Genomic DNA, 14,865 nt, shown 5'->3' with positions numbered 1-14,865 from the left:
TGGGTTAATTTAGTGACATGACCTCTCCACTGGCAACCGTCATAGCAGCTCGCCCGGCCCGCTCGCTGCGGGACGCGTGGGTGGCGCTGGCCGGACTGTCGGCGGTGTTCCTGTTCGAGATGCTCGACAACTCGATCCTGAACGTCGCCCTGCCCACGATCGGGCGTGACCTGCACGCGTCGACGACCGCCCTCCAGTGGGTGACAGGCGCGTACGCCGTGGTGTTCGGCGGGCTGATGCTGGCGTTCGGGGCAATGGCCGACCGGTTCGGACGGCGGCGGATCATGCTGGCCGGGCTGGTTCTGCTCGGTGTCGCGAGTCTCGCGACCGCGTTCGTGTCCACCGTGGAGCAGCTGATCGCTGTCCGGGTCGCGATGGGGGTCGCCGCTGCGATGACGACGCCGGGGTCGCTCGCGTTGTCGTTCAGGTTGTTCGAGGAGGACGAGCTGCGCGTCCGCGCGACGACGCTGATCTCGACCGTGGGTCTGGTCGGCCTGGCGATCGGTCCCACAGCAGGTGGTTTCGTACTCGCGATCGCGCCGTGGCAGGTCCTGCTGCTGGTGAACGTGCCGATCGCCGTACTCGCTTTCTTCGGCGTGCGTCTCGGCATCGCGGCGGATACCCCTGCCGAGCTCCACCGGGATCCGATCGACGTCGCCGGGGCGGTGCTCGGTACGGCGGCGATCGTGCTCGCGCTGGTCGCGCCGACGCTGTTCGTCAACCAGGGAGCTGGTTCGGGGGCTCCGTGGGCGATGGCGTCGGGTGCCGTCCTCGGCCTGGTGCTCTTCTATCTGCGCGAGCGTTCGGCGACGTATCCGCTGCTCGATCCCAAACTTGTTGCCCATCCCCTGGTTTCCAGCGGCCTGGCGTTCAAAGCCGCCGCGGGCCTCGCGACGGCCGGCCTCGGCTACCTGGTGACGCTTCAACTGCAGCTCGACTGGGGCTGGACGCCGGCGCTGGCCGCGATCGGCATGCTCCCGCAGGTGGTCGTCCTCGTCGCTGGCGGCGCTTTGATCGGCCCGTTCGTACGACGAGTTGGTCTCGGGCGAGCTGCCTGGATCAGCGCCGCGGCGGTCGTGTTCGGGCTCGCTGTGTACGGGTCGCTGAGCAGATTCGGCTACGTCTGGATCGCGGTTGCGCTGGTGCTCGTCGCGGCCGGGATGCGCGTGGTCGGAGTAGTTGCCGGAGTCAACGTACTCCGAGGTCTGCCGGCCAACCGCACCACGATCGGCGCGGCCCTCACCGACACCGCGACCGAAGTCACCTCCGGTGCAGGCATCGCCATCACCGGCACGATCCTTGCCTTGGTCTTCACCGGCCCACTCACCACGCCGAACTGGAGCGCCGGCCAGACCAGCGAGTTCCACCTGGCATCTACCACCGCTGCGCTGACGTTGACGGCCCTCGCCGCGGCGCTGGTTGCCTACGGCATCATCCGCACCCGGCATCTCCGGAAAGAATCTGCCGCCTAGCGCCGAAGATGTTCCGGGAAGCAGGCAAGAACGCCCCCGCCTGGTGAGGCAGGCGGGGGCGTGTCTGTTTCAGAGGAGGCTCAGAACTCCGAGCCGGCCGGGAGGTCGGGAGCGGACGGGTCGTCGGACTCGGACGGGCCGGCAGCCAGACCGAGCTCCGCGACGCTGGCCAGAGCCGGGTGATTCGGGACGACGCGGACCGTGTAGCCGAACGGACCCGTGCGGTCCAGCTTCAGCTCGCCTTCGTAGCGGTGGCGGTTGCCCTCGTACGTCTCGGCCAGCGACAGCGGCGTCCGGACCGGATCCGTGATCTCGTCGTTGGCGTCGACGCGACCGTGCAGCACCTCGACACAGATGTCGTCCGGCGCGAGATCGCCGAGCGCCGCGAAAGCGCGGATCCCGACGGTCGTCCCGAGCTGCGGCACGTCGCCGAGACCCTGCAGTTCCACGTGGTCGACGCGGATCTGCGGCCAGGCCGCGACCACCTTCTGCTTCCACGCGGCCAGCTCACGGGCACCGTCGTACGTCGAGTTCAGCGAACGCGACGACTGCGCGGCCGGCACGTACAGCTGCTCGACGTAGTCGCGCACCATCCGGGTGGCGAGCACCTTCGGGCCGAGATCCTTGATCGTGTTCCGCAGGTTCTGGATCCACCGGGCCGGTACGGCGCCGTCGTAGAAGCGCGGCGCGACCTGCTTCTCGATCAGGTCGTACAGCGCGTGCGCCTCGAGGTCGTCACGCCGGTCGGTGTCCTCGATTCCGTCCGCGGACGGAATCGCCCAGCCGAACTCGTCGTCGTACCACTCGTCCCACCAGCCGTCGCGGATGGACAGGTTGAGCGCACCGTTCAGCGCCGCCTTCATGCCGGACGTGCCACTCGCCTCGTACGGGCGGAGCGGGTTGTTCAGCCAGACGTCGCAGCCCGGGTACATCGGCTGCGCCAGCGCGATGTCGTAGTCCGGGACGAACACGATCCGGTGCCGCACGTCCGGGTCGTCGGCGAACCGGACGACCTCCTGGATCAGCTTCTTGCCGCCCTCGTCGTGCGGATGCGACTTGCCGGCGATGACGATCTGGATCGGCCGCTGCGGGTGCAGCAGCAGCGCCTTCAGCCGGGCCGGGTCGCGCAGCATCAACGTGAGCCGCTTGTACGACGGGACCCGCCGGGCGAAGCCGATCGTCAGGATGTCCGGGTCGAGGATCGAGTCGACCCAGCCGAGCTCGGCCTCGCTCGCGCCGCGGTTGATCCAGGACTGCCGGACCCGCGAACGGGTGTCGTCGATGAACCGCTGCCGCAGCAGCCGCTTCGTCTCCCAGATCTGCTGGTCGGTGGTCTTGTCGAGGCCGTCGAAGATGTTCTCGTCGGCCGTGTAGTTCGCGTACGTGAGGTCGTGGATCTCACGCGCCACCCAGGTCGGCGCGTGCACGCCGTTGGTGATCGAGGTGATCGGCACGTCGGTGGAGTCGAAGCTCGGCCACAGCCCGGAGAACATCCCGCGGCTGACGACGCCGTGCAGCTTCGACACACCGTTGGCCCGCTGCGCCAGCCGCAGACCCATGATCGCCATGTTGAACAGCGCCGGGTCGCCGCCTTCGAAGTCCTCGGCGCCGAGGGAGAGGATGCGGTCGATCGGCACCTCGGGACCGAACACGTCGGCCGAGAAGTGCTGCTGGATCAGCTCGACCGGGAACCTGTCGATACCGGCCGGGACCGGGGTGTGCGTCGTGAACACGGTGCCGCCGCGGTTCACCTCGAGCGCGGTGTCGAAGTCGAGGTCCTTCTCGGCGGCCAGCTCGCGGATCCGCTCCACACCGAGGAAGCCGGCGTGACCCTCGTTGGTGTGGAACACCTCGGGCGCCGCGTGACCGGTGATCCGGCAGTACGTGCGGACCGCGCGGACACCGCCGACGCCGAGCAGCAGCTCCTGGAGCAGGCGGTGCTCGGTGCTGCCGCCGTACAGCCGGTCGGTCACCTCGCGCTCGGAGGGCTCGTTCTCCTCGATGTCGGAGTCGAGCATCAGCAACGGGACCCGGCCGACCTGGGCGACCCAGATCTGCGCGTGCAGCTGCCGGTTGCCGGGCAGGGTCAGCGTCACGGTCGCGGGTGCGTCACCATCCCGGAGCAGGCTGATCGGCAGCCCGTCCGGGTCCACCAGGGGGTAACGCTCCTGCTGCCAGCCCTCACGGTTCAGCGACTGCGTGAAGTACCCGTGCCGGTACAGCAGGCCGACGCCGATCAGCGGTACGCCGAGGTCGCTCGCCGCCTTCAGGTGGTCACCGGCGAGGATGCCCAGACCACCGGAGTACTGCGGGAGGACGTGGGTGATGCCGAACTCCGGGGAGAAGTAGGCCACCGCGTTCAGCGGCGATCCGGCGCTCTGGAACCACCGGTCCTCGGTCACGTAGCTGTCCAGGTCGGCTACTGCCAGTTCCAGCCGGCGCAGGAAAGCGTGGTCGTTCGCCAGCTCGTCGAGCCGGGCCGCCGGTACCTCACCGAGCAGCTTGACCGGGTCACCGCCGGTGGTCCGCCACAACTGCGGGTCGACGGCCTCGAAGACGTCCTGCGTCTCCGGGTGCCAGGCCCAGCGGAGGTTGTTCACCAGGGTGCCCAGGCCGGTCAGCGGCGCAGGCAGGACAGGGCGGACGGAAAATCGTCGTATCGCTCGCACCGGGACACCGTACCGGGCCGGGGTTCGCAAAACACCTTCGGCGTGCATCGATCTTGCAACGCGAGCAAGATTTTGCAGGCACGTGTGTCACAGACGACTCCTGGGAACCGATAACGTCAGTCCTGTAGTTCCCCGACGTAGTTACCCACCCGCCGGATCCGCATGCGGGCGGATCGACATTGAGCAAGGGAAGGTTCACCTACGCCATGACTGGGCGCATCCCGATCACCGAGGTCACCCCGACCGTCGACGCCGGAGCGTATCCGGCCAAGGCGGCGGTCGGCGAGACATTCACCATCGCGGCCACGGTTTTCCGCGAGGGCCACGACGCGGTGAACGCGAACGTCGTGCTGACGTCGCCGTCGGGACAGACCAGACGCATGCTGATGAGCCCGGTGGGCCAGGGCTCCGACCGCTGGACCGTCGACGTGACGCTGCAGGAGCAGGGCGCGTGGACGTTCGCCGTCGAAGGCTGGAGCGACCCGTACGGGACGTGGCGGCACAACGCCGAGATCAAGGTGCCGGCCGGCATCGACGTCGACCTGATGTTCGCCGAGGGCGCCGCGTTCTTCGATCGCGCGGCGGCCGGCGTACCACCGGCAGTGCGTGCCGACCGCGGGACATTGAGCGACGCCGCGCATGCGTTGGCGAACGGTGCCCTGCCGCCGGAAGCGCGTCTGGCCGCCGGCATCTCGCCGCAGGTCCGCGCTGCTCTCGGTCGGTACCCGGTGCGTGAACTGATCACGTCGTCGGAGACCTACCCGGTGTGGGTCGACCGGACGCGTGCGTTGTACGGCAGCTGGTACGAGTTCTTCCCGCGCTCCGAGGGTGCGAAGTACGACGAAGAGTCGGGTCAGTGGACCTCCGGCACCTTCCGTACTGCGGCGCAGCGGCTCGAGGCTGTCGCGAAGATGGGCTTCGACATCCTCTACCTGCCGCCGATCCACCCGATCGGCCACTCGTTCCGCAAGGGCCCGAACAACACCCTCGACCCGAAGCCGGGCGACCCGGGTTCGCCGTGGGCGATCGGCTCCGAGGAGGGCGGCCACGACGCGATCCACCCCGAGCTCGGCACGTTCGAGGACTTCGAGTACTTCGTCGGCCGCGCGCGCGAGGTCGGCCTGGAGGTCGCGATCGACCTTGCCCTGCAGGCGTCGCCGGACCACCCGTGGGTGAAGGACCACCCGAAGTGGTTCACGAAACGCGCCGACGGTTCGATCGCGTACGCCGAGAACCCGCCGAAGAAGTACCAGGACATCTACCCGATCAACTTCGACGACGACCCCGAAGGCATCTACGCCGAAGTACTGCGGATCGTCCGGTTGTGGATCTCCAAGGGCGTCACGGTGTTCCGCGTCGACAACCCGCACACGAAGCCGGTCAACTTCTGGGAGTACCTGCTCGGCGAGATCCGCAAGACCGACCCGGACGTGGTGTTCCTGTCCGAGGCGTTCACCCGCCGCCCGATGATGCGCGAGCTGGCGAAGGTCGGCTTCCACCAGTCGTACACGTACTTCACCTGGCGCAACGAGAAGTGGGAGCTCGAGGAGTACCTCACCGAGCTCACCAAGGAGACCGGGCACTACCTGCGCCCGAACTTCTTCGTGAACACGCCGGACATCCTGACGGCGTACCTGCAGTACGGCGGACCGGGCGCGTTCAAGATCCGCGCCGCGATCGCGTCGACGTCGTCGCCGGCCTGGGGTGTGTACGCCGGGTACGAACTGTTCGAGCATGTCGCGCTGCGTCCGGGATCCGAGGAGTACCTGGACACCGAGAAGTTCCAGCTGCGCCCGCGGGACTGGGCTGCGGCCGAGGCGGAGGGTCGCTCGCTGGCGCCGTACATCACGCTGCTGAACAACATCCGCCGCCGGCACCCGTCGCTCCAGCAACTGCGCAACCTGTCGCTGCACACGGTCGATGACGAAGCGATCATGTGCTACTCGAAGCGCTCGACCGCGCCGGACGGCCACACCGACACGGTCATCGTCGTGGTGAACACCGACCCGCATTCGGTCCGCGAGTCGATGGTCCACCTCGACATGGCTGCCCTCGGCATGCGGCCCGAGGACACCTTCACCGTCTACGACGAGATCAGCGGCGCGACCTGGCGCTGGGGCCAGCAGAACTACATCAAGCTCGACCCGAACGGCGAGCCGGCCCACATCCTCGCAGTACGCCGCGGACAGGCGTAAGTCACAGCGGCACGGTTTCCGGGTACTTCAGTCCCGCGCCGGTGTTCAGGGCGACTACCTGGTCATCGGCGCGGATCCAGCCGGACTCGCGCAACGTGCGGATCGCGGCGAAGTTGGCTGCTCCCTCCGGGCAGATGAACGAGCCCTCCAGGCGAGCGACCTGGTGTTGCTCCGCGAGGATGTCCTCGTCGTCGACGGCGACTGCGCAGCCGTCGGTCTCGGCGATCGCTTGCAGGACGAGGAAATCACCCAGAGCCTTGGGCACTGTGATGCCGAAGGCAACAGTTTTCGCGTCCGGCCACGGCTCGCTCTCCGGCAGGCCCTTCTCCCACGCGCGAACGATCGGCGCGCACCCGGTCGACTGGACGGCGACCAGCCGCGGCAACGGGCCGGAGATCCACCCGAGTTCGAGCAGTTCGTTCAGCGCCTTCCAGATGCCGATGATGCCGACCCCGCCGCCGGTCGGGTAGACGATCACGTCCGGCAGCTTCCAGTTCAGCTGTTCGGCGATCTCCAGCCCCATCGTCTTCTTGCCCTCGATGCGGTACGGCTCCTTCAGCGTCGACGCGTCGAAGTACCCGGGCTGCTCCCGGACGTACGCCGCCGCGTCGCCGATCAGCCCGTCGATCAGCACCAGCTCCGCGCCGACCACCGTCACCTCGCGCCGGCAGATCTCCGGCGCCGCGATCGGCATCGCGATCAGCGCCTCCATGCCGGCGCGGGCGGAGTACGCCGCCCACGCGGAGCCGGCGTTCCCGTTCGTCGGCATCGCGATCTTCCGTACGCCGACCTCGTACGCGCGCGATACCCCGACAGCCGCACCCCGCGCCTTGAACGTCCCGGTCGGGATCAGGCCCTCGTCCTTCATCAGCAGCCGGTCGACCCCGAGCTCAGCGCCGTACCGGGGCAACGGCAGCAACGGCGTCATCCCCTCCCCCAGCGTCACCACGTTGTCCGGCGACCGCACCGGCAGCAGCTCGTGGTACCGCCACAGGTTCGGCGCACGATCGGCCAACGCGGCGGGCGTCACCGTCACGGACGGCAGGTCGTACCGCGCAAGCAGCGGCGATCCGCACGGGCAGAGCCCGATGATCTGGTCGGCGTCGTGGGTTTCCCCACAACGAGGGCACTCGAGATGACTCAGCGCAGAGAAGGTCACAACCTCAGAAACTACCCCGCGCGGCGGTCGGTGATCATCGGGCGTTGGTGATCGGTGAGACGGAAGCCGATGCCGCGGACGGCGTCGATGGTGACCGTCGTGCCGAGTTCGTCGAGTTTGCGGCGCAGGCGCTTGACCACCGAGTGGACGTCGGCGGTGCCGCGGCCGTTCAGGTCGCGCCAGACGGCCCGGTGCAAGGCGTCGTACGACCAGACGCGGAGCGGCGTGGACATCAGCCGGGTGAGCAGGTCGTGCTCGAGCTCGGTCAGCTGGATCTCGCTGTCGCGCCAACGAGCCACCGAGCGGGCCCGGTCGATGGTGAGGACGTCGGCGTCCGGCTCCTCGCCCGGGGCTCGGACCGCGGCGGCCTGGACCGCGTCGGGCTCAGGCGGTTCCGGCTGCTCGGGCGCGGCGGGCGGGGGTTGCTGGGCGGGCACCAGCAGCCTGCGCAGTTCGTCGAGGCTGGACACGAGCAGCAACGGCGCGACGTCGTCAACGAGCTCGGCCAGCCGGACACGTTGGTCCGCGGAGGCCGCGACGGCGATCAGCAGCGGCAACGGCTCTTCATCGGGTCCGGAAGTGGTCAGGTCTATACGGGCGGTGACCATCTGATCACGATGTCAAGCCCTGCCTCAGATCGTCAACGAATTGCCAGGCTTTGCCCAGGTTGCCTCGATCCGCGCGACAGTTAGTCACAGGTTGCTCACCAAGTGTGCTTGTTACCACGTTGTTCTGACACATAGATTCCACGTCAGGCTTGCGGTGTCACATGCCGCGACCTGGGGGGCACGGAGCGTTCTCACGCCCTCCGGCAGCAAATGACTCGGGGGAGTCGAACTCGGGGTCGTTCAAGTGAGGGGCTGCAGAGATGTCATATCAACGAAAGGGACTCACCAGATCCGTGGTGAGCACCCTGGCGGCGCTGGCCGTCGTAGCGACCGGGATGGCCGCCGCCGGCCAGGCCCAGGCGTCACCGCCGGCCAAACCCGCATCCACACCGTCGCCGGCCGCCAAGATCAAGCCGGAACTGATGGCGAAGCTGGACGGCAAGGACGCCAAGTCCGCGACGGACTACTGGGTCCGGTTCGGCGCCAAGGCCGACCTGACCGCCGCCAGCAAGATCACCAACTGGAACGAGCGCGGCACGGCCGTGGCCGCCGCGCTGAAGAAGGCCGCGGCGGACAGCCAGGCGCCGATCCGTGCCGAACTGGACGCGCAGCATGTGAAGTACCAGGCGTTCTGGGGCACGAACGCGATCCGGATCGAGAGCGGATCGCTGGCCCTGGCCCAGGACCTGGCCACCCACAACGAGGTCGAGGGCCTGTACGCCCCCGTCCAGATCGAAGTACCCAAGGTCACGCCGGGCCAGCAGGAGAAGGCGATCCAGTCCGTCGAGTGGGGCGTCGCGAACATCAAGGCGAACCAGGTCTGGTCGCAGTACGGCGACAAGGGTGAGGGCATCGTCGTCGCCAGCATCGACACCGGGGTGCAGTACGACCACCCGGCGCTGGTGAAGCAGTACCGCGGCAACAACGGCGACGGCACCTTCAACCACAACTACAACTGGTTCGACGCGGCCGGCACCTCGCCGAACGCACCGTCCGACGGCAACGGCCACGGCACCCACACGATGGGCACCATGGTCGGCGACGACGGCGCGGGCAACCAGATCGGTGTCGCCCCGGGCGTGAAGTGGATCGCCGCGAACGGCTGCTGCCCGAGCGACGCCGCGCTGATCTCGTCCGGCCAATGGATGCTCGAGCCGACCGATCTGCAGGGGCAGAACCCGGACGCGAGCAAGCGGCCGAACGTCATCAACAACTCGTGGGGCTCGACCCTGCCGTCGAACGACCCGTTCATGGAGGACATCACCCTGGCCTGGACCGCGTCCGGGATCTTCGGTGCGTTCGCCAACGGCAACAGTGGCGAGGGCGGCTGCAACACCTCCGGTTCGCCGGGCAGCCTGACCAGCAACTACTCGGCCGGCGCCTACGACATCAACAACAACATCGCGTCGTTCTCCGGTCGCGGCGTCGGCCAGGACGGCACCATCAAGCCGAACATCTCGGCTCCCGGTGTCAACGTCCGGTCCAGCCTGCCGGGCAACACCTACGGCGCGTTCAACGGTACGTCGATGGCGACACCGCACCTGACGGCCACTGTTGCCCTGCTGTGGTCGGCATCGCCGTCCCTGAAGGGTGACGTCGCCGCCACGCGGGCGCTGCTGAACCAGACCGCGATCGACACCCCGAACAGCCAGTGCGGTGGTACCGACGCGAACAACAACGTCTTCGGCCAGGGTCGTCTGGACGCGCTCGCGCTCCTGAACGCTGCCCCGATCGGAGACACCGGCACGCTGACCGGCACGGTCACCGCCGCCACCGGTGGTGCCCCGCTCACCGGCGCCAGCGTGACGGTGCACCAGGACGGTCAGCCCGACAAGTCGCTGACCACCAGCAGCAACGGAACGTTCTCGTCGGTGCTTCCGGCCGGCGACTACACCCTCACGGTCGCGTCGTTCGGGTACAAGACCCAGACCGCCACGGCCACCATCACCACCGGTCAGACCACCACCAAGAACTTCGCCCTGGAGAGCACTCCGCAGGTGAGTGTCGGTGGCACCGTCACGGACGGCTCCGGCCACGGCTGGCCGCTGTACGCGAAGGTGTCGGTGGAGGGCCCGGGTGGCGTGTTCGACTACACGACCCCGAGCAACGGCCGCTACAGCCTGAAGGTCCCGTCCGGTGCGGCGTACTCGCTCAAGGTCGAGGCGAAGTACCCGGGCTACCAGACCGTCAGCCAGCCGATCACGGTCGGCAGCGGCAACCTGACCAAGAACATCGCGGTCCCCGCGGACCCGGACTCGTGCACCACCGCGCCCGGTTACAAGTGGGGCTCGGACGGCGTCTACGAGACGTTCGACAGCGGCTCCGTACCGAGCGGCTGGACCGTCGTCGACGGCAAGGGCAACGGGCAGGTCTGGAAGTTCGACGACCCGGGCAACCGGGGCAACCTGACCGGCGGCAGCGGCAAGTTCGCGGTCGTCGACAGCGACAAGTACGGCAGCGGCGGCTTGCAGGACACGTCGCTGGTCAGCCCGGTCGTCGACCTGAGCTCGGTCACCGCTCCGGTGATCCGGTTCAACCAGGATCTGAACTGGTACCAGGGCGAGAAGGCCGACGTGGACCTGTCGGTCGACGGCGGCGCGACCTGGACCACCACGCTGACCCAGATCGCGGATGTCCGTGGAGTCAAGGAGATCGCGATCCCCGAGGCGGCCGGCAAGTCCGCCGTACAGGTGCGGTTCCACTACTGGGACGCGTCGTACGCCTGGTGGTGGGAGGTCGACAACGTCCTGATCGGCAGCCAGGTGAGCTGCGTACCGACCGGCGGCGGCATCGTGGTCGGCAATGTCAAGGACGCCAACACGAACGGTTTCGTGAACGGTGCGGTCGTCACCCATGACGGCACCACCGAGAGCGCGACCACCGTGGCGACGCCCGACGACACCGGCCTGAACGACGGCTTCTACTGGCTGTACTCGGCGGCCGATGGCAACCAGGGCTTCACCGCCAAGGCCGGCAACTACGTCAGCTCGACCGCGACCGTTCCGGTCGAGGCGGACTGGACCACCACGGCCGACTTCACGCTGCAGGCCGGCCAGTTGGCGGTCACGCCGGGCAGCATCACCGGCAACCTGAAGCTGCCGACCGGCACCGTGACCAAGTCTTTCAAGGTCACCAACACCGGCGGCGCGGCGGTCGACGTGAAGTTCGGTGAGAAGGACAGCGGCTTCGTCCTGGAGAACGCGAACGGCACCAAGACCACCAAGGCGCAGGTGGAGAGCGGGACCGGCGCACCGCTGCAGCGGATCGCCGTGAACACCTCGTTCGCCCGGATGCTGTCGGGCAAGACCGGTGCGGCACCGGTCGCCGCGCAGCCGCAAGCCGCTCCGTGGGCCGACATTGCCGACTACCCGGCGACCGTGATGGACAACCGCGTCGTCAACCTCGACGGCAAGGTCTACTCGATCGGCGGCGGCAACGGCAGCGCGTCGACGGCTAACAGCTACGTGTACGACCCGGCCACGCTCGCGTGGACCGCGATCGCCCCGCTGCCGGGTGCTCGCAACGCCATCACCGTCGGTGTCGTGGGCGGCAAGATCATCGCCAGCTCCGGCTGGGCGGACGCCGGCCCGGCGCCGGAGACCTGGTCGTACGACCCGGCCGCCAACGCCTGGTCCACGGTGGCTGCCAACCCGGCTCCGCGCGCGGCTGCCGGTCAGGCTGTGCTCGACGGCAAGCTGTACGCCGTCGGCGGGTGCACCACGTCCGGCTGTCTGCCGATGAGCAACACGGTGGTCCGCTACGACGCGGCCGCCAACACCTGGGAGACGCTGGCGAACTACCCGCAGTCGGTCGCGTTCGCATCCTGCGGCGCCATCGACGGCAAGCTGTACTGCGCCGGCGGCAACGACGGCACGAACTCGCTGAAGTCGGCCTACGTCTACGACCCGGGAGCAGACTCCTGGACCGCGATCGCAGACGCTCCGTCCGACCACTGGGCGGCGTCGTACGCCGTCGCCGGCGGCAAGCTGCTCGTCGTCGGCGGTGTCCAGGCCGGTGCGGTGACCAACGCAGGGTTCTCGTACGACCCGACGTCGGACAGCTGGACCGCGCTGCCGAACGCCAACCTGCCCCGGTACCGTGGCGGTGCGGCGTGTGGGTTCTACAAGATCGGTGGCTCGTCCGGCGCGTTCAACGCCACCGCGGACAGTGAGGCCCTGCCGGGTCTCGAGGACTGCACCGAGTCGTCGGCGGACGTGAGCTGGATGTCGCTCGACAAGACCGAGGCCACCCTGGCGCCGGGACAGTCGACGACCGTCAAGGTCACGCTCACCGCGAGCGTCGACCAGCCCGGCACCTACAGCGGTGCCGTGACGATCGGCGAGAACACCCCGTACACCGTCCCCGCGGTCGGCGTGACGATGAACGTCACCCCGCCGACCACCTGGAGCAAGCTGCAGGGCACTGTCACGGGCGTCAGCTCGTCCGGCGCCACCGCCGCCCTCCCGGGTGCGATCGTCGAGGTGGACTCGTGGGCGCAGTCGTACACCTTCATCACCGACAAGAACGGTCAGTACGCCTACTGGCTCGACCGTCGCAACAACCCGCTCACCCTGATCGCCGCCAAGGACGGCTACAAGCCACAAACCCGTACGACGAAGTTGGTCGCCGGCACGCCGGTCACCGAGAACTTCGCACTGAAGTCGATCAAGTAACCCAGCAGTAAGCGCGCGGCCCCCGGACCACCTGGTCCGGGGGCCGCGCCCTTTGCGGAACTTTCTTGTCACCCGGTGGCGAATAGCTTCCGGAAACCGCGTCAAGCAGTGGGGAGGAGGTGGAAGCCGACGCCGCGGACGGCGTGGATCGTGACGGTGGCGCCGAGGTTCGAGAGCTTCTGACGCAAGCGTTTGACGACCGAGTGGATGTGCGAGCCATGGCCGAGGTGCTCGTTGCCCCAGACGGCGTGGTGCAGACGCTGGTACGTCCAGACCCGGCCGGGCTCGGTCACCAGGCAGTGCAGGAAGTCGTGCTCGAGCCGGGTCAACGGCATCTCGCGGTCCCTCCAGCGGACCACGCGGCGGTCGACGTCCAGGCGCAGTTCGGCGACCGGCTCCGGCACCGCTCTGATCGGCTTGGCGACCGGCGCCGTGGGGGGAGCAGCAGTGGGAGCAGCCGTGGTGGGAGCCATGACAGCCGAGCTCGGGGCGATCGTGACTCCGGTGAGCTCCAGGAAGGCGCGGGCCTGATCCGCGCTCGACACCAGGAGCAGCGCGTCGGCATCGCCCAGCAGGCGAGCCAGCTGTACCCGTTCGGCCGTGGACGCGGCCACGCCGATGATCAGTGACGAATCGGACTGCCTCTCCAACGACATCACAGCAAGCCCCTCCCCAGTCGAACTGCCCGCCATAAGTACGGTTTACGGCGCGAACTAAGTCAAGGGATTCCCTGCGCAGCGGGCTGGCACATATGCGTCCTGTCCAAGACAGGACAGCTCCCCGAGGCAGCTCCCCGACAGCTCCATAACCCGCTTCTGCAGAAGGAAAATCGGCGACGCTCCCCCGTGGAGTGTGCGGAGCCGGGGCGATGCGGAGTAGTCTCCTCGCGCACGGCCACTCTGACCGCATCCACGGAGGAACAGTGCCCGGTCTGGTTCGGCGGCCGCTCGTCATCTGGTTGCTCGCGGCCCTCGCAGTACCCGTACTGCTGACGGCTGTGCTGATTCCCGCCAAGGCCGGCACCACCGAGGACGATCTGCGCGACCGTACGGTCGCGGCGTTGAAGGCCCGGGGGATCGAGAACGCGTCGGTCGATTTCGACGGCCGGGACGCGAAGATCGTCGTCGCCGGTGACGTCGATCCGGCGCAGATCCAGGCGATCGCTGCCGGAGTCGAAGGGGTTCGCTCGGTCCGAGTCGAGGGTGCGTCCACAGCTACTCCGGCACCTACTCCGACACCTACTCCGACACCTGGTGCGACGCCGACTTCTCCGAGTGCGCCGGCCGAGGAGTCCGGCGTACCGGCGTTCGAGGTCGGGCGGACGAATCAATCGATCCGGGTGCAGGCGCCGGTGCGGAGCCAGGCGGTCAAGGACGCGATCTCCGCTGAAGTCGAGGAGTTGCTCGGCCCGGACCGTCAGTACGACGACCGCACGACGATCGATCCGGCCAACGGGATCGCCGATGCCGCGACGCTCTCCGCGCTTTTGCGGGCGCTCGCGATCGGGACGGGCGACGCCTCGGTGCGGTACGACGGGGACACCGTCACGCTCTCCGGCGAGGTGCCGGACCAGGCGACCAAGGCGACCGTCGGACGGGCCGCTGCGAAGGCGGTGCCCGGTGCGGTTCTCGCGGACCAGCTGCAGCTGCCGAAGCCGCCGAAGACCGCGCTGAGCGAGCCGTGCCGGACGTTCCAGACCCGGCTGGCCGAGTTCAGCCGGCAGTACAAGATCAACTTCCTATCCGGCACGTCGATCGTGAACGACGCGTCGAAGCCGTCGGTCGTGCGCGCGGCCGCACTGCTGAGGACGTGTACGACGGTGCGGGTCGAGGTCGCCGGTCACACCGACAACCTGGGTTCGCCGGCCACCAGCCTGCCGTTGTCCGAGCGTCGCGCCGCCGCGGTGAAGGCGGAGCTGGTGCGACTCGGGGTCAATGCGAACCGCATCCTCGCGCACGGGTACGGGCAGGCCTTCCCGATCGCTTCCAACGCCACCGGTGCCGGGCGGATCGCGAACCGCCGGGCCGAGCTCCGAGTAGTGCAGGGGAACTGAATGAGTTGGCTGATCGCCGAGACCTGGATCCTGCTA

Annotated in this window: 8 protein-coding genes; 4 read left to right on the top strand and 4 right to left on the bottom strand. The window is 68.3% G+C overall.

Annotated features, from left to right (window positions below; all coding sequences use genetic code 11):
• Positions 1-17 precede the first annotated feature (17 nt).
• Positions 18-1,472: an MFS transporter gene (locus tag EV653_RS39345; RefSeq protein ID WP_134111421.1), complete on the top strand. Its 1,455-nt coding sequence runs from the start codon at positions 18-20 to the stop codon at positions 1,470-1,472.
• Between the two features lie 80 nt (positions 1,473-1,552).
• Here the strand turns inward: EV653_RS39345 and glgP are convergent, their stop codons facing one another.
• Entirely contained in the window at positions 1,553-4,141 is a 2,589-nt protein-coding gene (gene glgP / locus EV653_RS39340; RefSeq protein ID WP_134111420.1) for an alpha-glucan family phosphorylase, read from the bottom strand.
• A 206-nt stretch (positions 4,142-4,347) separates the two neighbouring features.
• Between glgP and EV653_RS39335 the strand changes: the two genes are divergently transcribed.
• Positions 4,348-6,336, top strand: a complete 1,989-nt coding sequence (locus EV653_RS39335; protein ID WP_134111419.1) for an alpha-1,4-glucan--maltose-1-phosphate maltosyltransferase — start codon at positions 4,348-4,350, stop codon at positions 6,334-6,336.
• 1 nt (position 6,337) lies between these two features.
• Here EV653_RS39335 and EV653_RS39330 read toward each other — a convergent pair whose 3' ends face one another.
• Positions 6,338-7,495, bottom strand: a complete 1,158-nt coding sequence (locus EV653_RS39330; protein ID WP_134111418.1) for a threonine synthase — start codon at positions 7,493-7,495, stop codon at positions 6,338-6,340.
• Positions 7,496-7,506: 11 nt separating this feature from the next.
• Positions 7,507-8,103: a winged helix-turn-helix domain-containing protein gene (locus EV653_RS39325; protein ID WP_134111417.1), complete on the bottom strand. Its 597-nt coding sequence runs from the start codon at positions 8,101-8,103 to the stop codon at positions 7,507-7,509.
• A gap of 293 nt (positions 8,104-8,396) precedes the next feature.
• Here EV653_RS39325 and EV653_RS39320 point away from each other — a divergent pair, with 293 nt between their 5' ends.
• Positions 8,397-12,776 (top strand): S8 family serine peptidase, encoded by a 4,380-nt coding sequence (locus EV653_RS39320; protein WP_238160755.1) that lies wholly within the window; start codon positions 8,397-8,399, stop codon positions 12,774-12,776.
• 101 nt (positions 12,777-12,877) lie between these two features.
• Here the strand turns inward: EV653_RS39320 and EV653_RS39315 are convergent, their stop codons facing one another.
• A complete protein-coding gene (locus EV653_RS39315; protein ID WP_134111415.1) occupies positions 12,878-13,432 on the bottom strand; it encodes a helix-turn-helix domain-containing protein in 555 nt (184 codons plus the stop codon).
• 266 nt (positions 13,433-13,698) lie between these two features.
• On the opposite strand from EV653_RS39315, the gene arfA reads away from it, so the two are divergent.
• On the top strand, positions 13,699-14,829 hold the full coding sequence (gene arfA, locus EV653_RS39310) for a channel-forming protein ArfA/OmpATb (protein WP_238160754.1): 1,131 nt from the start codon (positions 13,699-13,701) through the stop codon (positions 14,827-14,829).
• Positions 14,830-14,865: the final 36 nt, after the last annotated feature.

This window comes from Kribbella pratensis (assembly GCF_004365355.1).
Taxonomy (GTDB): Bacteria; Actinomycetota; Actinomycetes; order Propionibacteriales; family Kribbellaceae; genus Kribbella.
Note: the sequence above shows the minus strand (reverse complement) of the source record. Positions and strands in the feature narration are given on the sequence as shown.